The sequence below is a fragment of the Alteromonas sp. ABH4_457 genome, from assembly GCF_056160625.1.
Map to the genome: position 1 here is coordinate 33,974 of NZ_JBSWXN010000001.1, position 20,669 is coordinate 54,642.

A 20,669-nucleotide genomic window follows, 5' to 3' on the forward strand; every position below is an offset into this window, starting at 1 on the left:
GGTACTTACCTGCGCCATAGTTGCCCTGCGGGCAACGTTTCAGATTACTATCTGTTCAGACTGTTATTTATAATCTGCCGGTGCGTAACGGGCTAACCAGTGTGCATACTGTGCAGGCAGTACCCATGAAGGTGACTCTTTACCCAGCTTTTTAGCCACATCATAGCTCCAGTGCGGGTTTGCCAGGTGCGCACGCCCTACCATCACCAAATCCAGCTGTCCGTCTTCAATGGTTTTATTGGCCAGCATCGGATCATCAACACCCCATGCTGTAGCGACCGGAATGTCAGCTTCTTCGCGAATTTGTTGTGATACCGGCGCCAGGAATGCAGGGCCCCATGGAATATTGGCTTCAGGTGTATTGAAGCCAACCGATACACTGACAAAATCGACGCCGTGGTCTTTCATCTTTTTGATCAGCTCAATGGATTCAGGTACCAGCTTGTCATCGTTACCATCATATTCTATAACGCCTAAACGCACGGTTAATGGTAAATCTTCCGGCCACACGGCTTTAACTGCATCGATGGTTTCCAGCAGAAAACGGGCGCGGTTTTCAGGGCTGCCGCCATATTCGTCATCCCGTTGATTGGCAACCGGCGACCAGAAGCTTTGCGCCAGGTATCCGTGGGCAAAGTGCAGCTCTAACCACTTGTAGCCGGCCTCAACAGAGCGTTTCGTGGCAGCAACAAAGTCTGCTTTTACCCGCTCGATATCATCTTTTGTCATTTCCGTGGGTGTACGGGGTAAGTTTGCGCCAAACGGTACCGCAGACGGCCCGATGGGTTGCCATCCGCGGGGATCATCTTCTGCAATGTGGTCGTCACCTTCCCAGGGTTTGTTCGCAGACGCTTTTCTGCCGGCATGAGCAAGCTGAATACCCGGCACCGCGCCTCCCTCATTGATGCGCTTAACAATAGCGGCATGGCCCTGGGTATGCTCATCGCTCCAGAAACCCAGACATCCCGGGCTTATGCGTCCTTCAGGGGCAACACCGGTTGCCTCTACGATCACAAGACCAGCGCCACCCCGTGACAGTGACGCATAGTGAACCTGGTGCCAGTCGTTAGGAAGACCATCGTCTGCGCTGTACTGGCACATAGGCGGTACAGCAATGCGGTTTCTGAGTTCCACTGACTTTAGCGTGTAAGGGCTGAATAAATCGGGCATAACGTTTCCTTAATGGTAATGAGTTGGCCGGGAACAAAATGCTCCCCTGACTTGCTATCAGTAATAGGGGCGGTTTATGATTTTAAAAAGTGAATGTTTTCGAAAATATAATTCCAATTTATGAATATCGCATCAAAAGACTTTAACCTGTTGTATTTGTTTACTGTACTTTACGAAGAGCGCAGCCTGAACAAGGCTGCGCTTCGCATGAACCTGAGCCAGCCCGCAATGAGCCACAAACTCAACAAGCTGCGTGGTGAGTTTGATGATCCGTTGTTTATCCGCACCGGACGCGGCTTTACACCCACGCCCAAAGCGCATCAGATGGCTAAACAGGTATGCTGTGTGGTGAAGTGTCTGGAAGAGTTCTACGTTAATGCAGAGGGTGATGCCATCGGACAGCGGGAAGAGGCAATCCATATTTATGGCACCGATCTGGTGGATTTCTTACTCCTTCCCCGTTTACTGGATAAAGTACAGACGGAAGCGCCGGGCGTAACCATCGTCATGCACAATACGTCCGGACGCTTGCCGGTGCAGGCGCTGGAGCAAGGTGATTGTGACATAGCTATTGCCGGCTTTTTCAGGGATCTTCCCGAACATTTTTATCGTCAGTCACTCATGGTTACACCGTATCGGGTGGTGCATGACAAAGCCCTTATCCCCGCGGGTACGCCACTGGATGTGCGAACTTATGCCAGCAAGCCCCATGTAGTGTCAACGCTGACCGGCAACCTTAACAGTGATGTGGACACTGCCTTAGCGGAAGCGGGGTTAACCCGGCGGGTGGTAGCCGGCGCATCAGGTTTCATGGTGCTACCGCGACTTGTGACCGGGCGGGAGGTCTTTCTTACCTGCCTGAAGCCCATCGCTGATTATGCAACCGCTACCTGTCAGCACCTTACCAGCTGCGAGCCGCCGGTATCGCTGCCCGATGTGAACATAGAGCAGATCTGGCATCCCCGTACCCATGAAGACGGCCTGCGAAAATGGATAAGGGAGCAAATTAAAATTATTCTGAGCGAGGTGTGATACCCCGGGAAGAGAAGTGAACAAAGGAAATCTGTGTTGAAATAAAAGCAGTGCACAAACAAAAGGGCCGCTCAGTTGAGCGGCCCTTTTTCGTATTCACAAGTCTATAGCGCTAAGGCGAACAGTTTAGGTGCTACATCGTGGTAGTCTACCGCCATGGCTATACTGAGGATCGTGATGTTCAGTATGGAGAAGCCGAACACCTGACGCGCCCAGCGTGTCATGTCGGTATCAGGGCGATAACCACGCAGTGCCATCAGTAGCCACCAGAAGCTGGTGGTACAGGCGACGGCCAGGAAACCGATACCTGTGTAACCTGCAATCGACAGCATCATGGTTACAATCGCGTATACCGCAATGTAAAGCACGATATGCAGTTTGGCTTTTTCGATACCTTCTGCAACCGGCAGTACCGGAATATTCGCCGCTTCATAATCTTTGAAACGGAAAATCGCGATGGCATAAGAGTGGGGCATTTGCCACAAACTAAACATCACCAGCAGAATGGCAGCGGCAGCATCGAACTGGCCACTTACCGCGCAGTAACCCACAACCGGGGGAACCGCACCGGACAAGCTGCCAACCAGTGTGCCGTACACAGAGTTACGTTTCATATACAGGCTATAAACGCCCACATACACCACATAACCCAGTGCAGCGAAAAACACCGCAGTGGCGTTGGTGTACGCCACCAGCAGGGCAAAACCCGTCACACCCAGCACAATGCCATGCCAGAATGCGGCTTTCAGCGACATTTCCCCGGTCACGGTAACCCGGGAGCGGGTACGTTGCATCTTGGCATCAATATCCCTGTCAATGCAGTTATTAATTGCACATCCGGATGCAACAACCAGTGATAAGCCAATCAGCGTTGCCGCCATCAACATAAAGTCAACGTCACCCCGTGATGCCAGCAGAAAACCACCGGCGACAGAGATCAGGTTGCCCATAATTATGCCGGGCTTAGTCACGGTTAAATATCGACGAAATACAGGTTTCATATTTCCAGTTTACCTCGCGTACGCTCAGAAAATGTACCAGCCGGGAGGCTAGTACATCATCATCGCGTTAGACTCGTAAATGATCCAGACAGACAGACCGACTACCATGAAGATAATCAGGGCACTGAACAGGAACGAGAACGTGCTTGCACGGCCATCTTCGGTAACGAAGTTCAGGTGCAGGAAGTATTTGAGGTGAACCCAAATCTGTACCAGACCTAAAGTAACGATACTCCAGATAGTGGTGCCTTTAGAGAAGTCGCCTTCCATAACCATCCAGAAAGGGATGACTGTCAGAATTACCGACAGTACAAACCCAATCACATAGGATTTCACATCACCATGGTCGTTTGCATGGCTAACAGCGTGAGAATCGTGCTGACTCATTACAGTGCTCCCATCAGATAAACAACGGTGAATACGCAAATCCAGACGATGTCCAGGAAGTGCCAGAACAGGCTTAAGCAGCTCAGGCGCGTAACAGTTTGATCTTTCAGACCACGACGCATCACTTCGATGATCATGATGGTCATCCAAATCAGACCTGAAGTTACGTGCAGACCGTGCAGACCTACCAGCGAGAAGAACGCGGTAAGGAAAGCACTGGTATCAGGGCCGTTACCGTGAACGATCAGGTGATGGAATTCATAGATTTCCATACCGATAAACACGGCACCGAAAACCCAGGTCACAGCCAGCCATAACAGCGTGCCGCCTTTGTTTTGCTTGTGTGCTGCAATCATTGCAAAGCCGAAGGTGATACTACTTAACAGTAGTGCCGCGGTTTCAACTGCAACGAAGTCCAGTTCAAAGATGTCTTTACCAGACACGCCACCGGCAGTGTTCATGAACAACACTGCGTAGGTTGCGAAGAACGAGGCGAACAACAGACAGTCGGTCATCAGGTAAACCCAGAAGCCGAAAACGCTATTACTCTCGTGATGCTCGTGGTCGTGATCGTGATGCATATCAGTAGCTACTGAGCTCATGCGTTCACTCCTTTAGCATTAGCAGATAAATGCTCTGCTTCGATTTTCTCTACTTCATCAACCTGTACGTAGTAATCTACGTCGCTGGTGTAACAGCGCTTGATGAATACTGCGATACCGGCGATGAAACCAACAGCGGCCAGCCACCAGATGTGCCAGATAAGTGCAAAACACATTACCGTGAAGCTCATGCTCATGAAGAAACCAGCAGAGGTGTTCTTAGGCATGTGAATCGGGGCATATTTCTCAGGCTTCTGATACGCTTCGCCACGTTCTTTCATGTCAGTCCATGCATCAATGTCTTTGATGTGAGGAATAACAGCGAAGTTGTAGTACTGAGGCGGAGACGCAGTTGACCACTCCAGCGTGTGACCATTCCACGGATCACCCGTAGTATCTTTCAGTGCTTCTTTGTTCTTGAAGCTGATGAACAGTTGCAGCAACTGGAAGAAGATACCTGCAGCGATGATGAATGCACCACCCGCAGCAATGTACAGCCAGATGTTCCAGTCCGGGTTGTCAGTGTGGTTCAGACGACGGGTCATTCCCAGGAAGCCCAGAACGTACAGTGGCATGAACGCAACCATGAAACCAATCTGCCAGCACCAGAATGCCGCTTTACCGGTTTTCTCATCCAGTTTGAAGCCCATCGCTTTCGGGAACCAGTAAGCAAAACCTGCCAGGTAACCGAATACCGCACCACCGATGATGGTGTTATGGAAGTGAGCAATCAGGAACAAGCTGTTGTGCAGTACATAGTCAGCACCCGGGATAGCAAGCAGTACGCCTGTCATACCACCAATGGTGAAGGTAACCATGAAGCCTAACGTCCACAGCACAGGAGTTGTGATAGTCAGACGGCCACGGTACATAGTGAACAGCCAGTTAAACAGTTTAACCCCGGTCGGTACGGCGATAACCATCGTCATGATACCGAAGAAGGCGTTAACGTTTGCGCTGGAACCCATTGTGAAGAAGTGGTGTAACCAAACAATGAAGCCCAGGATTGCAATTGCACCCGACGCGTAAACCATTGACTTATAGCCAAACAGACGCTTCGCAGTGAAGGTAGAAATGATTTCCGAGAAGATACCAAATGCTGGCAGAACCAGAATGTATACTTCAGGGTGACCCCACGCCCAGAACAGGTTGATGTACATCATCGAGTTCCCACCTAAATCATTGGTGAAGAAGTGGAAATCAAGATAACGGTCAAGCGTAAGCATCGCCAGTACTGCAGTCAAAATAGGGAATGACGCAGCAATCAGGATGTTACCCCAGGTACAAGTCCAGGTGAAGATAGGCATTTGCATCAGTTTCATGCCCGGCGCACGCATCTTGAATACAGTTACCAGGAAGTTAACCCCGGTCAAGAGCGTCCCGAGCCCGGATATCTGCAAGGCCCATATATAGTAATCAACCCCGACACCCGGAGAGTACTCCAGACCCGCCAGTGGCGGATAAGCAACCCAACCGGTTTTCGCAAACTCACCCACACCTAAAGACAGGTTGATAAGAATTGCACCACCAGCAGTCAGCCAGAAGCTCAGGTTGTTCAGGAACGGGAAGGCAACGTCACGAGCACCAATCTGCAGCGGAACGATGATGTTCATCAGGCCCACCATAAATGGCATTGCCATAAAGATGATCATGATAACACCGTGCGCGGTGAAGATTTGGTCGTAGTGTTCCGGCGGCAGATAACCTTCTGCTCCGTTTGTTGCCGCAGCAAGCTGCGTACGCATCATGATGGCGTCGGCAAAGCCACGCATAAGCATGATAAGTGCAAGCAGGATATACATGATACCCAGGCGTTTGTGGTCGATGGACGTGATCCAGTCGCGCCACAGCGGGCCCCATGCTTTGTATTTGGTGATCAGACCTGCGATCACCAGACCGAGTACTGCAACTACCCCAAGCGTAACCATTACGATTGGCTCGTGGTACGGTACAGCCTCAATAGATAATTTACCTAAAAAAGACATACTTACTCTTCAACCCCCATGTGATGGCCTTTGTGCTGCATCGCTTCGGCTTTTACACCGGTAGCGGCATTAGCTGGCTTACCATAGAAATCCATAGAGCCATGATCTTTCATGTACTTCATGATGATTTCGTGGAACAGACCGTCGCTGACCGTGCTGTAATAAGTGACAGGGTGGTTTTCACTATCTTCAGCTAATTGCGTAAAGTTCTCAGAAGTCAGTGAACCGCCTTCTGATTTCACTTTCTGAACCCAGGCATCAAAGTCAGCTTCAGTTGGCGTTGCAATGGTGTCGAACTTCATACCAGTGAAACCTGCACCGCTGTAGTTTGCAGAAATACCTTTATAGGTACCCGGCTCATCAGCAATCAGGTGTAACTGAGTTTCCATGCCCGCCATTGAGTAGATTTGGCTACCCAACTGAGGAATGAAGAACGAGTTCATTGTGCCTTCAGAAGTGATTTTGAATGAAACTGGCTTGTTAGCCGGAATCACCAACTCGTTTACCGTTGCAATGCCTTGCTCAGGATAAATGAACAGCCATTTCCAGTTGAGTGAAACCACTTCAACAGTCATGTGCTCGCCTTTATCTTCAAGCGGTGCATAAGGGTCTAATGCGTGGGTTGATTGCCACGTAATGATGCCCAGTGCAATGATGATCAGAATTGGAATAGACCAAACCGTGGCTTCAATCTTGGTAGAGTGAGCCCATTTCGGTGTGTAGACTTCAAAGTCGCGGCTCGCGCGGTATTTCCAGGCGAAATACAGCGTCAGTACAATCACCGGAATAACAACGATAAGCATCAGAATCGTACACAGAATGATCAGGTTCTTTTCTTCAATACCTACCTGTCCTTTCGGATCAAGTACGCCACCGCTACAACCGGCCAGTAACAGCACGATTGACGCAAAAGCTAATTTAGAAAGGTTACGAATAGACAAAAGCATTTTCCTATAACCCGGGTTCAACGTTATTGCCGTCAGAGACGACACGCGTAATATTCCGATAGTGACTATCGAAGGTTTTCGAACAAGTGAACACGGCGTGAACCAGCAGAGGAGTGACCCGCGACGCGCTCTTGATTACAGACGTACCTGAGGCACGTCTGTAATCAACAGAAAATCACTTGTCAGAAGGTGGTGCGCGACTGCCAGATTGTTGTACAAACGGCTGTCGGTAATCGTCGTTAACGATTAAAACTGGTTTCGGGGAGGCAGCTACACCGGCGCGCGCTAACGGGGCGGGCTGTAGCTGTATACCCAATAAACAGATAAGCAGGACTGCTGAAAAGAAGAACACAGATAATGCTTCGTGCATCACTGCCAGGGAATGAGGTTCGACAACAAGGTTGTCATGCAGGGCACCAACAAACTCCGATGAGTCCGCCATGATACCGCTGATAATTAAAGACACATTGAATACCAGTACGAGGGTCGCCAGCCAAAGCACCACCCCAACACGCGTGGTGCTGTCAATTGCCATACGGTTTAAAGAAACCGCATAAGCATTGTTGGTGAGCAATGAGGTAATCATGCTGACTATCTGTCCTCGTGTGTACCGGTCATGCTGAATTGTCTCGAAACGACTTTTCAACAGGAAATTAGTCTTCGGGCGTCAGAGAGTAGAGAAAAATCACCGGGGACTCAAGTGAAGTGAAAGAGACTGAGAACAGATTTCCGGCAGGCGTGAAAACGCATTGTGATCGCAGTTAACATTTTGTTTTCATTTGGGGCGGGGTTGATCCATATCAATTTCAGACAATATGAGTCAATATCCGACCTGATCGCTCCTAAGGTCTTATGGACGCATGACCAAAGTCGTAGTTTTTTCCTTTTATCCTTACCGATAGTCCCTGATTTTGTTGTGGATTTAACAATCGCGCAACAATAGTTAAATAGTGGAAATATTCAGATAAGGAGCGTGAACCTGCGATTTTTGCAACTACGATTCGGTTGTTTTTTGTTCGTTAGTAAAGGTTTTTGCGGGCCGGATGGCGTTGTTGAAATGAAACCAGCCGGTAAAACTGTAGAGAATAGCAATGCCAAGTACCAGCAGGTGATACCATAAATAAGGCAGGTAAGCTGCTGTGGTCACACCCAGGGTAGTGGCCATGAATACCCCGCCGTCTGACCACGGAATCATCGGTGTCACCACCGTTCCGCCGGATTCTGCATTACGGGACAGTACCCGCCGGTCCGTACCCGTCGCATCATAGTTTTTACCGGTAATCGTGCTGGCGGTAATCAGTGATACATAGGCCGCGCCACCCAATATATTGCCAATGATCCCTGCCAGTAGTGTGGATAAACCCAATTTTGTTACGTTATCAGCCCAGCGTTGCAGTGAGGTGGTAATGGTAGCCAGTACACCGGTGGCTTCCATCAGGCCGCCGATGCCCAGAGCCAGAATGATAAGCAGAATATTTGGCAGCATAGACACCATACCGCCGCGGTTCAGCAGCACGGCGATAACATTGTCATCAGATTCGATGTAGCTTCCGCCATACAGCGTTTCCAATGCCGGTATGACATCCTGCTGCTGAAATAAGACGGCCCAGACAACCCCAAGTAAAGCACCAAAGAAGATAACCGGAACCGCCGGCTGACGAAGAATTAGCAGGGTGATGACCGCCAGTGCTGGCAAGATCATAAACGGACTGACCGTGAACCAGGCATCTATAACAGCCATAACTTCTGTCGCCCGTCCGGTACTTCCCTGATGGCCTGTGAGAATGCCGGTGAACAAAAACAGGGTACTGGCAATCACGATTGCAGGTACGCTGATATAAAGCATGGATTTAATATGTTCGATGAGGTCAACTCTGCATAATGAGGCCGTCATCACGGTTGTGTCAGACAGCGGGGACAATTTATCTCCCACATAAGCCCCTGATATGGCAGCACCGGCGACAAGAGGAGCGGGCAGACCAAAGCCTTCACCAATCCCCATCATGGCGATGCCTGCGGTACCGATAGTACCGAAGGATGTACCGGTCGCCAGGGAAGTTACCGCACAGATAAAAAAGGCGGCGAACAGGAATATCTGAGGTGTCATTACAGACAAACCGTAATAAATGATAGAAGGCACAATGCCGCCGGCCATCCAGCTGCCAATCAGGGCGCCCACTGCGATGAGTACAAGAATGGCTTCCATACCCTGAGAGATGCCGGTAAGCAGTCCGTTTTGCATGGATTCATAACTGCGACCGAGCCATTTCCCCAGCCCGAGGGTGGCAAACCAGGCGCCCAGAAGCGCCAGCTGAATAGGAAGCGGAGTATATTGGGTCATAACAATTATCATCAGAATAATTACGCCGGCGAGTAATCCGACCTGGAGCAGAGAAGGTTGTCTGACTGTTTGCATGATTCTGCATCCTTGTATATGTTCCATTCCTGCTGATAAAAGCGGGCTCTTTTATTATCTCAGTGGCCGGAGAAGGCAGGTAAGTTAATCTAAATCAATAGGTTATTATTCTTCTGGCTAATTTCTACCCTATCGGAATCAACGACACAGCGCAATCACAACATCGCGCAATACTGACTATTCAACGGAAATTACCCGTCTTGTATGAAAAACAGCTATTGCTGATAACAAATGCTGCTGGCAAAGCCGTGACTTTCTTTATAGACTGCGGCCTTTACAACAGGTTTCCGGTGAACAACGGCAAAAGATAAAGAGCCCGCAAGAGGTTTTGCCGTCAGACAGGCGCCGGGAAGGACACAAGAAGGGTTCAGAGAATGTCTCAAAATAAAGTTGGTTTAGTTGGCTGGCGCGGTATGGTCGGCTCTGTATTAATGCAAAGAATGCAGGAAGAAAACGATTTCTCATTCATTGAGCCAACCTTTTTCACGACCTCTCAAAAAGGGTTACCTGCGCCGGATTTCGCCGGTAAAGATTGCGGTGTACTAGAAGATGCCAATGACATCGAAGCACTGGCAAAGCAGGATATTATTATTACCTGTCAGGGTGGTGATTACACTAAAGAAGTCTATCCGGCCCTGCGGGAAAGCGGCTGGAATGGCTACTGGATCGATGCTGCCTCAGCACTGCGGATGAAAGATGATGCGGTGATCATTTTAGATCCGGTAAACCGTGGTGAAATTGATAAAGGTCTGCAGGGCGGCGTAAAAACCTATGTAGGTGGTAACTGTACAGTATCGCTCATGCTGATGGCGCTGGGTGGTTTGTTTGAAGCCGATCTGGTTGAGTGGGCATCGCCTATGACTTATCAGGCGGCCTCCGGTTCCGGTGCAAAGCACATGCGTGAATTGCTCAGTCAGATGGGCGCTGTGTACGGTAATGTGAAAGCGTTGGTAGACGACCCGTCAACAGCTATTCTCGACATCGACCGTCAGGTCGCTGAATTTATCCGCTCTGATGAAAACCCGACAGATCAGTTCGGTGTGCCACTGGCCGGCAGCCTTATCCCGTATATCGACACACAACTGCCGTCAGGTCAAAGCCGTGAAGAATGGAAAGCGCAGGCTGAAGCCAACAAGATCCTGGGTACTCAGGACTCACCGGTACCGGTAGACGGATTATGTGTTCGTGTTGGTGCAATGCGCTGTCACAGCCAGGCCATTACTCTGAAGCTGAAAAAAGACCTGAGTGTCGAGGAAATCGAAGGTTTACTGGCGAAGCACAATGACTGGGTGAAAGTGATCCCGAATGACCGTGAGATCACCATGCAGGAACTGACGCCGGCAAAAGTAACCGGTACTTTATCGATTCCTGTAGGTCGTATCCGTAAACTGACAATGGGGCCGGAATACATTTCCGCCTTCACTGTCGGTGATCAGTTATTGTGGGGCGCGGCTGAACCGCTGCGTCGCATGCTGCGGATTATCCTGGACGCATGAAACGTTAAAAAAGCATAATACGGAAGGGCGATGTGAAAACATCGCCCTTTTTGTTTGGTCCGGAATTCCTTTTACCAGTGGCTACTGGTCTTTGTCTGACTTCGCCTCTTCTTCGCTGAGATCGGTGACAGATACCGAGCCCCGGGCCACAGCGAACCGGGTACGCAGATCATCAAGTACTGCCAGTTGAGACGGCGATAAACGGGTGCTCGCCGGCGTTTTAGAAACCCATTCCTCCATCATATGAGTGGGAACTAATGCGCTGCCGCTCACTACAACTGAATCTAACATAGCCGCACTGTTGGTCGCACCAGACCCGCCGTAACTACGCTGATCACCCATTACGCTTGCCAGTTGCCAGTCTTTCATGGCGAAATCCAGCGATTCTGCCTTATCGATCTCCTCAGTCATTTCACCGCCGAGATACATCAGGATATGCGCTTTCAATGCCGCCTCATCGTTATGAAACCAGTTCAGGTTGCGCTCATAGAACACTGAAACCTTGCCGTCGTAGTAGGTGCCACGATTTGAATTAATAAATTCAGTGGCAGACTTCTTCAGTGTCCGCCATATTCCGCGACTACGGAATGCCCGTTTCTGGATGCCGGGGCCGCCAATATTGCCCTGAAACAGGCCATACAGGATAAGCGGATTGCTGTCATATTTTTCCTTCAGGATTTTGTCTTTAATGTCATTCAGGCTGAGAGGGATCCCTGCCACTATCGTGACTTTGTCATCAAGGAAATACTTGTCTTCTTCAGGATCGAGGTAGCGACTCATGCTGTAGACCGGATAGCGTTTAGCAATCTCATTTAGCATGGTGAAGTTATAGAGATTCAGCCAGTATGCCAGTTGCTCATCTGCACTGAGAAGAGGCAAAGGAATTTCATCCGGCAGAGACATCAGACTGGCCTGCATATCTGCCAACGTGGAAACCACCTGTTCATTGTCAAAGGCGGTAAAGTAGAATTTATTACCCTCCAGTACCGTCAGCGGATTAATGCGTACTTTCAGGCGCGTACCCACTCTGGAATCTATGTTCTCCGCTTTTTGCCTTTCAGACCAGCCGGTCACGGAAACAAATGTTTTTAAAAATGTGTCCAGATCGTCATATTGCAGATAAAGCATGTTGTCTTGCGCATGGCCCCTGAACACCTCAGGTACGTCAGCTTCTCCGGCGTAACTCAGCAGGCTGATAAACAGGAATGCAAAGCACAGGCAACAGGCATTCTTCATCACAATAATCCTTTTGTTTGAACACTTTATGTACTGTCTTTTATACGCCCCGGGACAAAGGAAAGCAAATAGGGAGGGCCGGTTATGCCAGGCATGTGCGGAAGTCTGCCGCACTGAGTATGACACCGGAAGAAAAAGGCCGGGAGCCGATGGAAGTAACAAAGATGTTACTGTAATGTCTCATTCAGCAGATTAGGGACACACTTATCTGTAAACCTCGGGAATATTGTTAAGGATGGTCTGTGAAAATCAACCAACATAAGAAATTGCTGCTGGCAGTGTGTGCATTGTCAGCCTTTAGTGCCGGTTCAATGGCTGCTACATCTTCATCTCAGCAAAATGTGCTGACCACAACTGAAGTCAAAGAGGGTTGGAAGTTGCTGTTTGACGGCAAGACACTGGATGGATGGCACTTATTTCAACATCCTGATGCTAAGCCTTCATGGATAGTGCAGGACGGCACTATCACTGTCGATCTGCGTACCAGCGGTGTTCAGCATGGCGACCTGACATCAGATGCTGAATTTGAAAACTATGAACTGGCCTTCGAATGGAAAACAACCGTAGATGGTAACAGCGGTGTGTTCATTAATGTTCAGGAAAACCCGGAAAATCAGCTTGCCTGGCAAACCGGACCTGAATATCAGCTTCTGGGTCCTGAACATATCGATAATAAAAAGCCGGCGAAAAATCCGGGGTGCCTGTATGGTTATTCCGCACAGCTTACACAAACTTCAGTGCATGAGCAGGGGCAGTGGAATCAGTCGGTTATCAAGCAAAATAACGGTGAAGTGGCCTTTTACCTGAATGGCAATTTAACCGCGAAAGTTGACCTTGGCAGTCAAGAATGGAAAGACTGGGTATCTCAGTCCAACTTTAAAAGCTTTGCTGATTTCGGCAAGGCTACCAAAGGGCACATCGTGCTGCAGGAATGGACATCACCCGTTGCTTTCCGGAATATCAAAATAAAAGAATTGTAAGCTGGCTACAACGAAGCGGAGAAAAGGGCTTCCTGCGCTCAGGCGGCAGCCTGTTTAAAGCCCGTAACGCTTTGAGAGCCGTCAGCGTTTGTACTGTGTCGGGCAGTAAGCGCGCTCAATGCCGGGATGACGTAACTTCAGATGTTTAGTTTGTATTCCCTGCATACGTTTCCGCCACATGCGAAAGGATGATGGTTTCATCTCCTTTCGCATGAGCTTTATTACTGCGGACTCATTGAGTCCGTAGAGTTTCTCTATTGCTTCAAACGGGGTTCTGTCTTCCCACGCCATTTCTACTACGCGGGACAATTCTGCCGGTGTCATACAAGCTCCTCTTTTACGGGCAGGTAGCATAGCGGAGATCAGGCAGTACAGAACAAGTCTGCGGTATGGTTTAATGATATTTAATGTCTGGCTCAGCAAAGAGAGTATCTCTTTGCATTTTTATTCTCTTTTAAGTTCATAGTCTGCAATTATTTTTCTCTTTCGCCGGACTTGCAGCCAAAAAATGCGGGAAGATTCCCTGCTGATGCTTTTATACTGACTTCATACAAACAAAAACGGACCTCACTATGAAAAACTGGGTTGCAGAGGCGATCAGGAAAATTAATGCGGATTTTCAGCGCTCCGCTGATACGCACCTTATTAAGCTCGAAGGACTTAATCTGAAGGGTATTGATATCTATCTGAAAGATGAGAGTACCCATCCCACCGGTAGCTTAAAGCATCGTCTGGCCCGTTCCTTATTTCTCTATGCCCTGTGCAACGGCAAGATTGGTGAAAACACGACTATCGTTGAAGCATCCTCCGGCAGCACAGCTGTATCTGAAGCATATTTTGCCCGTATGCTGGGTATTCCGTTTATCGCGGTAATGCCCCGCAGCACGGCACAAAGCAAAATTAACCTGATCACCCGTTTCGGCGGGCGTTGTCATTTTGTGGAATGTCCCACCCATATGCACGATGAAGCCGTCCGGCTGGCGCAGGAGTGTGACGGCTATTTTATGGATCAGTTCATGTTTGCTGAGCGGGCCACAGACTGGCGGGGCAATAACAACATTGCTGAAAGTATTTTCGGCCAGATGTCGGCTGAACCTCACAGCGTGCCCCACACCGTGGTCATGAGCGCCGGTACCGGCGGTACCTCAGCGACGATTGGCCGTTATATCCGTTATAAGGGGCTGGCGACAGAGCTGGTTGTTGTGGATCCTGAGCATTCCGTGTTTTACGACAGCTATCAGTCCGGAGACCGCACGTTAACCAGTCAGCGGGGGAGTGCCATTGAAGGTATAGGAAGGCCCAAAGTAGAAGCGTCCTTTCAGCCGGATGTCATCGACAAAATGCTGAAGGTGGAAGACAAAGCCAGTATTGCCACCATTCACTGGCTGGCAGATATTGCCGGGATCCGCGCCGGCGCCTCAACCGGTACTAATTTGTGGGGCGCATTGCAGGTGGCTGAAGGAATGCAATCCCGGGGAGAGCAGGGGTCTATCGTTACATTGATGTGTGACAGTGGTGAGCGTTATCTTGATACTTACCACAATCTGCAGTGGGTAGAGAAAATGTTCGGGGACATCAGCGTTTACACTGAGCAGTTGCAAAAATTTGCATAAACCGGCTGGTAAAAATGACACTTTGAATAATACTCAAAACAGGTATGAGTTTGGATAAAGTGATCTCACAGGTTGAAACAGTCAGGTTTAACAGTTGTCTTCACTGCCGCATTGTTGTTCTCACCCTGCAATAATGCCAGTGACGACTTCCCCGTGGAATTTTCAGGGTTCGCCCGCGTGGTGGCCGGCTATCTGGATACTGATCAGGCTTACTTTGAAGGCTATGAGAATAAAGTCAGTGTCTCAGAGAAGTCATTGCTGGGCTTACAGGCTGATTATGCACTGACCGGCACGGTATCGGTCTCCGGGCAGGTGCTTCTGCACAGTGATGAAAGTCGCGGCTCCGGGCTGGAATGGCTCTACTTAAGCTATGAACCCAACGCAAACTGGCAATTTAAAGCAGGCCGGTTGCGTACACCGTATCTCCAGTATTCTGACGTATTTGACGTGGGATACGCCTATCCCTGGATATCTCCTCCCCGACAGTTGTACGGCAGCTATCTGTTCTTTCCCCGCTACGAAGGAGGGAACGCTCGCTATCAGTTCAACATTGACGATGTCTATATAGGGCTGGAAGGATACTACGGCTCTTTTTCTGATGACATTGAAGCCAGCGGGGAGAGCTTTCACATTGAGGTGAAAGAGATTTACGGCGGTATCGCCGAAATCAGTTACCGGGGCTGGCAACTGCGCGGTGCCACGTTTATTTCTGCCGATGTGGAAGCGGATATTGCCGGTCTGGGAGAATTGACCGGCGGACTGAAAGCCACCGGATTTGATGATTTAGCTGATTATTTTTCATTAACGGGACAGGTGGATGCCTACCTTGTGGGAATAAGCTACGACAGCCTGGACTGGTTTATGTCTGCAGAATATGTAGACGTGGAATCCACCATTAATATTCTGGCCGGTATCGAAAACTACTATGTCACGCTGGGACGCTATTTCGGTGATTACCAGTTACTAGTGACCTACGCCAAATCCAATCAGATCCTCGGGGAACTGAACAACACTATCCCCGTTGGTCTGGATCCTCAGCTTGATATGCTCTACTACGGCGTGGAGCAACTGCAGGCCAGATTTCCCACCGATGTGCTGGATTCTGTTACCCTGACCGGGCGGTGGGACTTCCGCCCGGGCATGGCACTGAAAGCGGAAGTAACGTTTTTAGACGGTGAGCCCGGTAAAACCTCTTTGTTCGAGTTAAAAGCGGGCTCCGAAAACTTTGACCGTCAGGCCGTGTTGTACCAGTTCGGACTGGAGTGGGTATTCTGATGAAGTTGATGAATCTTACTCTCACCCTTGCGCTGTTAATGTCGTCACAGCCTGCAAAAGCCAGTGATGAGATTATTGTGGTAGCAAATCTTGCAGAGCCGGCAGGCACCATGGAAAAGCATGAAGTGCGCAATCTGTTTATGGGCGGAGCTTCGTCCGGGCTTGAACCGGTAACACTTGTCCCCGGCGCGCAAACCAGGCTTATCTTTAACGCACGTATTGTGGGCCTCACAGAGTCACGCATTCAGTCATACTGGGCGCAAATGCGGTTCAGCGGCAGAAATAAGGCGCCGGTTCAGGTGCAATCTGTGGACGCCATGATGGAATACTTACTGGAAAATCAGGGCAGTGTGGGCTATCTCCCTGCAGATGTGACGCTGCCGGAAACACTGACAGTGCTGTACACCTCGGGCTGAAAGGTGGTTTTGCTACATACTATGCTGGCTTTCGAGGGCGGGAATTAACCCGTCCTCTTCATTATTTTCACAAATCGGCTCTGGCCGGCCGTAATAATAGCCTTGTAAAAGGTGACACCCGTGATCTATCAAAAACGTTGCCTGGTCCAGGGTTTCAACGCCTTCGGCGCAGACTTTCAGTTTCAGGTGACGTGCCATCTCAATAATGGTGACGGTGATAAGTTCTGAACGTTGTGAGACTCCAATCTGACTGACAAACTGACGGTCGATTTTCAGCGTATCAATGCTGAATTCGGTGAGGTAGCTTAAAGAAGAATACCCTGTACCGAAGTCATCAAGTGCTATTTTGCATCCCAGTGCGCGAAGATCATCAAAAAACGCGTTCCCCGCCTGAAAACTTTTGAGGTAGGCAGATTCCGTAATTTCGAACTCAATGGCGCCAGCCAGTCCGCCAAGCTCTCGTATTTTTTCCAGAACAAAAGCAGTGACCGTTTCGTCCTTTAAATCATTGGCTGACAGGTTCAGGGAAATCGTTGTGGCTTCTCCGTATTGTCTGAGAATGTGTTTTACGTCCTTGCATACCTGCGCCATGACCCAGAGTGTGATGACTGATATTTTATTGCTCTGCTCAGCTATGGGGATAAATTCTGCCGGTGACACCATGCCAAGGTGAGGGTTATACCAGCGGATCAATGCTTCAAAACCCATCACCTTACTGCTCTGGTCCACTTTAGGTTGATAGACAAGGAAGAATTCATTGTTTTCAATCGCCGTGTGAATACTGGTAGAGATGCGGATCATACGGTGGTTGTCGTCCTGCATCATGCGGGTGAACAGGGTGAACTGACCCCGACCGTTTCGCTTGGAATGATACATGGCAATATCCGCATTGCTCATTAAGGTGGTCAGGCTGAAGTCGCAGTCCTTTGCCAGCGCAATACCGATGCTTACGCCTGTTTCCAGTTTCCATTGATCGACCAGTTGATCACTGCCGATAGCCTCAACCAGCCGTGCAGCTACTTCTTCAACCTGTTCCACCGAACTGCATTCCCCAAGAATGATGACAAATTCGTCTCCGCCAAGCCGGCCGACAACATCATCCAGCCTCAGGCTGTCACTGATCACATCAGCAATTTTACAAAGCAATTTGTCACCCACGTCATGACCGAAGGAATCGTTCACCATTTTGAACCCGTCGAGATCAAGAAACAGCAGAGCGACATCTTTTTCTTCCCGCTTGGCTCTGGCCAGCTCGATGTTCAGGCACTTCATTAAAAACTGCCGGTTCGGCAATCCGGTAAGGGGGTCGAAGTTCGCCAGCTTTTCCATTTGCTCCTGCTGACGGGTGAGTAATTTATTTTTCTGCCGGTTAAGTTCGGTTTGTTTGTTGATGTCTGACATCATGCTGTTAAAGCCGTGGGTGAGAGCTTTGATTTCCGACTTCCCTTCAATGCTTACTTCTATGGCGTAATCTTTGGTTTCTTCTACGCGGCGCATTTTCTCAATGAGTTTAAACAATGGTTGCAGGGAGCGGCGTTGTAATTCCAGTACGAGAAACACGGCGATAAGCAGAATGAAAATAACAAAGGGCACAATGGCTACGATGAACTTTCTCTGGCTGTCTGCAAGTGACTGCTCAATAAGATAGGAAATGACAAGTTTGCCCTGAGGCAGGGCCGGGTCACCAATTATTTTAACTACGCGGATATGGCTGTCTTCAATATGAAGTCCGTAGTCCAGTTCGTGTAGCCTCACATCTTCGGTAGAGCTTTCAGTTCCTGAATGCTGCCTGTGTTTAACAAGTGCAGAGCCGATGTAAGCACTAACTATCTCGCTTTGCGTATTATAGACACGGGCAAATTCCACATTGTCATATTCATCTAAACGAAGCAGTACACTGATGAGCGGGAACTCGTCATCTGCGGTCATATGTGGCAGCAAGTCATTCGCCAGGTTCTCAGACAGAGCCTGCAGCTCCTGAGAGACAAATTCTTCGTAAAGACCTTCGTAAACACGCAACGACACCCACATCACCAGCGCGCTGATGACGGTAATAGAAATAAGCGTTATTGCCGCAATTTCTGTGCGAAGGCTTTTCAAACATTAACCCCGGATGGCGTGACTTTTATATACTTGGTCTATTCAGAGTATAGTCACGGATTTATAAAGCGCATTGGTGTTGCTTGTGCAATTTCCTGCATGGCGATTTTATAATCATAAATATAGAAAATAACGGGCCGGCGAAGATTAAAATTCTGTCATTGAAAACCGGTTAAAAAATAAGCTGGATATTCTGATAAACAACTGGTAACATCGCCGCGCCTTTTGAAGGTCCTATTCAAACTTGTTAATGCTATTTCTTTATATTCTTTGTAAGTCTTCACAGAATTACTTCCGGAAAACTACTGATCTACGCCTGTTCCAAACCTGAAAGACCTCATACGTAAATAGGCGTATTTAATTTAACTTATTATTTTTTTGGAGTAATTTATGTCTCAGGTAACTGGTACAGTAAAATGGTTTGACGAAGCTAAAGGTTTCGGTTTTATTTCTCAGGAAGGCGGCAAAGACGTTTTCGTACACTTCCGTGCGATCAAATCTGACGGTTTCCGTTCTTTAAGCGAAGGTCAAAACGTTCAGTTCACTATCGAACAAGGCAACAAAGGCCCACAGGCTGCTGACGTAGTAGTACTGTAAGCAAACGCTTATCCTATTTATAACGGGCGCTCACTGGTAGCGCCCGTTTTTCTGTAAGTCATTTTTTCCATTCTTTGAGGTTTTCATGCAGTTTTCTGAACTGGGCTTAAGTGCACCGTTATTAAAAGCGGTTTCCGCACTTGGGTTTGCGTCTCCGTCTCCTATTCAAAGCCAGGCTATTCCGGTCATTCTGTCCGGTAAAGATGTACTGGCTGCCGCGCAAACCGGTACAGGTAAAACAGCAGGCTTTGCACTGCCGATAATGGAAAAACTGTCTTCAGGGCAAAAGGCACGTGGTAACAATGTCAGAGCGTTGGTTCTGACACCGACGCGGGAATTAGCCGCGCAGGTAGAAGACAATATCCGTGGCTTCAATGAATTTTTGAATTTAAAAACCACCGTGGTATTTGGCGGAGTAGGTATCAACCCGCAAATGAAACGCTTGCGTGGCGGTACTGATATTCTGGTGGCTACGCCGGGACGTCTGTTAGATTTGTACCAGCAAAACGCGGTGAAGTTTGATCAGCTTGAAGTACTTGTGCTTGATGAAGCCGACCGCATGCTGGATATGGGGTTTATTCACGACATCAAACGTGTGCTGAAGCTGTTGCCGGCCAAACGTCAGAACCTGCTTTTCTCTGCCACGTTTTCGCCTACCGTAACAGCCCTGGCAGAATCGATTACCCAGTCAGCGGTTAAGATTTCCGTTGCGCCTCCGAACACCACCGTGGAAGAGGTTCAGCAGATCCTGGTCAATGTGGATAAATCGAAGAAGGTTGGTGCGCTGACAGCGTTGATTAAGCAGCAGAAATGGCGTCAGACACTGGTGTTTTCCCGTACCAAGCATGGTGCTAACCGGATTGCTACCCGTCTGACCAATTCCGGTATTCCAAGCGCTGCCATTCACGGTAACAAAAGCCAGGGCGCCCGAACCCGTGCACTGAGCGAGTTTAAAGACGGCACAGTCAATGTGCTGGTGGCAACAGATATCGCCGCACGTGGTATTGATATTGCCCAGTTACCGGTGGTGGTGAACCTGGATTTACCCAATACCGCAGCGGATTATGTGCACCGTATTGGCCGGACAGGCCGTGCCGGTGCCAGCGGTCAGGCATGGTCACTGGTCAGTGCTGATGAATTACAACAACTTAAGGATATTGAAACCCTTATCCAGAAGTTGCTGCCACGGGAAACCCTGAGTGGATTTGAGCCGGATCTTAAGTTAGCAGAGACTACCTTGTCAGCGCCCAAAAAACCTAAGAAGCCGAAGAAGCCCAAACAGCCAAAAGAGGCAAATGCCGGGGATAAAAAGCCCCAAGCAAAGGCTTCTCCATCCCGCCGCAGGCCAGCCCGCATAAAGCCTGCGAGGGCGTCAACGGGTTCGCACGCTTCTTAATTTAGTGTATAGTGCGTGGC

At 49.1% G+C, this 20,669-nt stretch carries 19 protein-coding genes; 8 read left to right on the plus strand and 11 right to left on the minus strand.

Annotated features, from left to right (window positions below):
- Positions 1–63 precede the first annotated feature (63 nt).
- Entirely contained in the window at positions 64–1,170 is a 1,107-nt protein-coding gene (locus tag ACXAGR_RS00130) for an NADH:flavin oxidoreductase/NADH oxidase (protein ID WP_474843413.1), read from the minus strand.
- Between the two features lie 120 nt (positions 1,171–1,290).
- Here ACXAGR_RS00130 and ACXAGR_RS00135 point away from each other — a divergent pair, with 120 nt between their 5' ends.
- Positions 1,291–2,202 (plus strand): LysR family transcriptional regulator, encoded by a 912-nt coding sequence (locus ACXAGR_RS00135; RefSeq protein ID WP_474847390.1) that lies wholly within the window; start codon positions 1,291–1,293, stop codon positions 2,200–2,202.
- A 104-nt stretch (positions 2,203–2,306) separates the two neighbouring features.
- Here the strand turns inward: ACXAGR_RS00135 and cyoE are convergent, their stop codons facing one another.
- From cyoE to nhaC, 7 genes are all read right to left on the minus strand, one after another.
- Complete coding sequence (cyoE, locus tag ACXAGR_RS00140) at positions 2,307–3,203, minus strand: heme o synthase (RefSeq protein WP_474843409.1); 897 nt, start codon at positions 3,201–3,203, stop codon at positions 2,307–2,309.
- A gap of 48 nt (positions 3,204–3,251) precedes the next feature.
- Entirely contained in the window at positions 3,252–3,590 is a 339-nt protein-coding gene (cyoD, locus tag ACXAGR_RS00145) for a cytochrome o ubiquinol oxidase subunit IV (protein WP_070126334.1), read from the minus strand.
- Positions 3,590–4,192, minus strand: coding sequence for a cytochrome o ubiquinol oxidase subunit III (cyoC, locus tag ACXAGR_RS00150; RefSeq protein ID WP_119502470.1), 603 nt, complete (start codon positions 4,190–4,192; stop codon positions 3,590–3,592). The genes cyoD and cyoC overlap by 1 nt, the downstream gene beginning before the upstream one ends.
- Positions 4,189–6,177, minus strand: a complete 1,989-nt coding sequence (cyoB, locus tag ACXAGR_RS00155) for a cytochrome o ubiquinol oxidase subunit I (RefSeq protein WP_474820489.1) — start codon at positions 6,175–6,177, stop codon at positions 4,189–4,191. Before cyoB ends, cyoC begins: the two co-directional genes overlap by 4 nt.
- A 2-nt stretch (positions 6,178–6,179) precedes the next feature.
- Entirely contained in the window at positions 6,180–7,118 is a 939-nt protein-coding gene (cyoA, locus tag ACXAGR_RS00160) for a ubiquinol oxidase subunit II (protein WP_474843407.1), read from the minus strand.
- A gap of 181 nt (positions 7,119–7,299) precedes the next feature.
- Positions 7,300–7,710: a hypothetical protein gene (locus tag ACXAGR_RS00165; protein WP_119502468.1), complete on the minus strand. Its 411-nt coding sequence runs from the start codon at positions 7,708–7,710 to the stop codon at positions 7,300–7,302.
- A gap of 408 nt (positions 7,711–8,118) precedes the next feature.
- On the minus strand, positions 8,119–9,540 hold the full coding sequence (gene nhaC / locus ACXAGR_RS00170) for a Na+/H+ antiporter NhaC (RefSeq protein ID WP_474843405.1): 1,422 nt from the start codon (positions 9,538–9,540) through the stop codon (positions 8,119–8,121).
- A gap of 374 nt (positions 9,541–9,914) precedes the next feature.
- Between nhaC and asd the strand changes: the two genes are divergently transcribed.
- Positions 9,915–11,036, plus strand: a complete 1,122-nt coding sequence (gene asd / locus ACXAGR_RS00175) for an aspartate-semialdehyde dehydrogenase (RefSeq protein ID WP_474847392.1) — start codon at positions 9,915–9,917, stop codon at positions 11,034–11,036.
- Between the two features lie 81 nt (positions 11,037–11,117).
- On the opposite strand, the gene ACXAGR_RS00180 is transcribed toward asd, so the two are convergent.
- Positions 11,118–12,272: a DUF547 domain-containing protein gene (locus tag ACXAGR_RS00180; protein WP_474847394.1), complete on the minus strand. Its 1,155-nt coding sequence runs from the start codon at positions 12,270–12,272 to the stop codon at positions 11,118–11,120.
- Positions 12,273–12,514: 242 nt separating this feature from the next.
- Here ACXAGR_RS00180 and ACXAGR_RS00185 point away from each other — a divergent pair, with 242 nt between their 5' ends.
- Positions 12,515–13,252: a 3-keto-disaccharide hydrolase gene (locus tag ACXAGR_RS00185; RefSeq protein WP_474843399.1), complete on the plus strand. Its 738-nt coding sequence runs from the start codon at positions 12,515–12,517 to the stop codon at positions 13,250–13,252.
- A gap of 81 nt (positions 13,253–13,333) precedes the next feature.
- Here ACXAGR_RS00185 and ACXAGR_RS00190 read toward each other — a convergent pair whose 3' ends face one another.
- Entirely contained in the window at positions 13,334–13,576 is a 243-nt protein-coding gene (locus ACXAGR_RS00190; RefSeq protein WP_474847396.1) for a TIGR03643 family protein, read from the minus strand.
- Between the two features lie 248 nt (positions 13,577–13,824).
- On the opposite strand from ACXAGR_RS00190, the gene ACXAGR_RS00195 reads away from it, so the two are divergent.
- The 3 genes from ACXAGR_RS00195 to ACXAGR_RS00205 all read left to right on the plus strand — a co-directional run bounded on the left by ACXAGR_RS00195 (position 13,825) and on the right by ACXAGR_RS00205 (position 16,556).
- Positions 13,825–14,865, plus strand: a complete 1,041-nt coding sequence (locus ACXAGR_RS00195) for a PLP-dependent cysteine synthase family protein (RefSeq protein ID WP_474843395.1) — start codon at positions 13,825–13,827, stop codon at positions 14,863–14,865.
- 72 nt (positions 14,866–14,937) lie between these two features.
- The gene (locus ACXAGR_RS00200) at positions 14,938–16,140 is read left to right on the plus strand and encodes a hypothetical protein (protein ID WP_474847398.1); all 1,203 of its coding nucleotides are present in this window, start codon (positions 14,938–14,940) and stop codon (positions 16,138–16,140) included.
- On the plus strand, positions 16,140–16,556 hold the full coding sequence (locus tag ACXAGR_RS00205; RefSeq protein WP_474843391.1) for a hypothetical protein: 417 nt from the start codon (positions 16,140–16,142) through the stop codon (positions 16,554–16,556). Before ACXAGR_RS00200 ends, ACXAGR_RS00205 begins: the two co-directional genes overlap by 1 nt.
- Positions 16,557–16,568: 12 nt before the next feature.
- Here the strand turns inward: ACXAGR_RS00205 and ACXAGR_RS00210 are convergent, their stop codons facing one another.
- A complete protein-coding gene (locus ACXAGR_RS00210; RefSeq protein WP_474847400.1) occupies positions 16,569–18,656 on the minus strand; it encodes a putative bifunctional diguanylate cyclase/phosphodiesterase in 2,088 nt (695 codons plus the stop codon).
- Between the two features lie 390 nt (positions 18,657–19,046).
- On the opposite strand from ACXAGR_RS00210, the gene cspE reads away from it, so the two are divergent.
- Complete coding sequence (gene cspE / locus ACXAGR_RS00215) at positions 19,047–19,253, plus strand: transcription antiterminator/RNA stability regulator CspE (RefSeq protein ID WP_119502459.1); 207 nt, start codon at positions 19,047–19,049, stop codon at positions 19,251–19,253.
- A gap of 85 nt (positions 19,254–19,338) precedes the next feature.
- The gene (locus ACXAGR_RS00220; protein WP_474847402.1) at positions 19,339–20,649 is read left to right on the plus strand and encodes a DEAD/DEAH box helicase; all 1,311 of its coding nucleotides are present in this window, start codon (positions 19,339–19,341) and stop codon (positions 20,647–20,649) included.
- The last annotated feature ends 20 nt before the right edge of the window (positions 20,650–20,669 follow it).

Coding starts and splice junctions, on each gene's coding strand:
- ACXAGR_RS00130 (WP_474843413.1), bottom strand. CDS start 1,170: ATGCCCGATTTATTCAGCCCTTACACGCTAAAGTCAGTGGAACTCAGA.
- ACXAGR_RS00135 (WP_474847390.1), top strand. CDS start 1,291: ATGAATATCGCATCAAAAGACTTTAACCTGTTGTATTTGTTTACTGTA.
- cyoE (WP_474843409.1), bottom strand. CDS start 3,203: ATGAAACCTGTATTTCGTCGATATTTAACCGTGACTAAGCCCGGCATA.
- cyoD (WP_070126334.1), bottom strand. CDS start 3,590: ATGAGTCAGCACGATTCTCACGCTGTTAGCCATGCAAACGACCATGGT.
- cyoC (WP_119502470.1), bottom strand. CDS start 4,192: ATGAGCTCAGTAGCTACTGATATGCATCACGATCACGACCACGAGCAT.
- cyoB (WP_474820489.1), bottom strand. CDS start 6,177: ATGTCTTTTTTAGGTAAATTATCTATTGAGGCTGTACCGTACCACGAG.
- ACXAGR_RS00165 (WP_119502468.1), bottom strand. CDS start 7,710: ATGATTACCTCATTGCTCACCAACAATGCTTATGCGGTTTCTTTAAAC.
- nhaC (WP_474843405.1), bottom strand. CDS start 9,540: ATGCAAACAGTCAGACAACCTTCTCTGCTCCAGGTCGGATTACTCGCC.
- asd (WP_474847392.1), top strand. CDS start 9,915: ATGTCTCAAAATAAAGTTGGTTTAGTTGGCTGGCGCGGTATGGTCGGC.
- ACXAGR_RS00180 (WP_474847394.1), bottom strand. CDS start 12,272: ATGAAGAATGCCTGTTGCCTGTGCTTTGCATTCCTGTTTATCAGCCTG.
- ACXAGR_RS00190 (WP_474847396.1), bottom strand. CDS start 13,576: ATGACACCGGCAGAATTGTCCCGCGTAGTAGAAATGGCGTGGGAAGAC.
- ACXAGR_RS00195 (WP_474843395.1), top strand. CDS start 13,825: ATGAAAAACTGGGTTGCAGAGGCGATCAGGAAAATTAATGCGGATTTT.
- ACXAGR_RS00205 (WP_474843391.1), top strand. CDS start 16,140: ATGAAGTTGATGAATCTTACTCTCACCCTTGCGCTGTTAATGTCGTCA.
- cspE (WP_119502459.1), top strand. CDS start 19,047: ATGTCTCAGGTAACTGGTACAGTAAAATGGTTTGACGAAGCTAAAGGT.
- ACXAGR_RS00220 (WP_474847402.1), top strand. CDS start 19,339: ATGCAGTTTTCTGAACTGGGCTTAAGTGCACCGTTATTAAAAGCGGTT.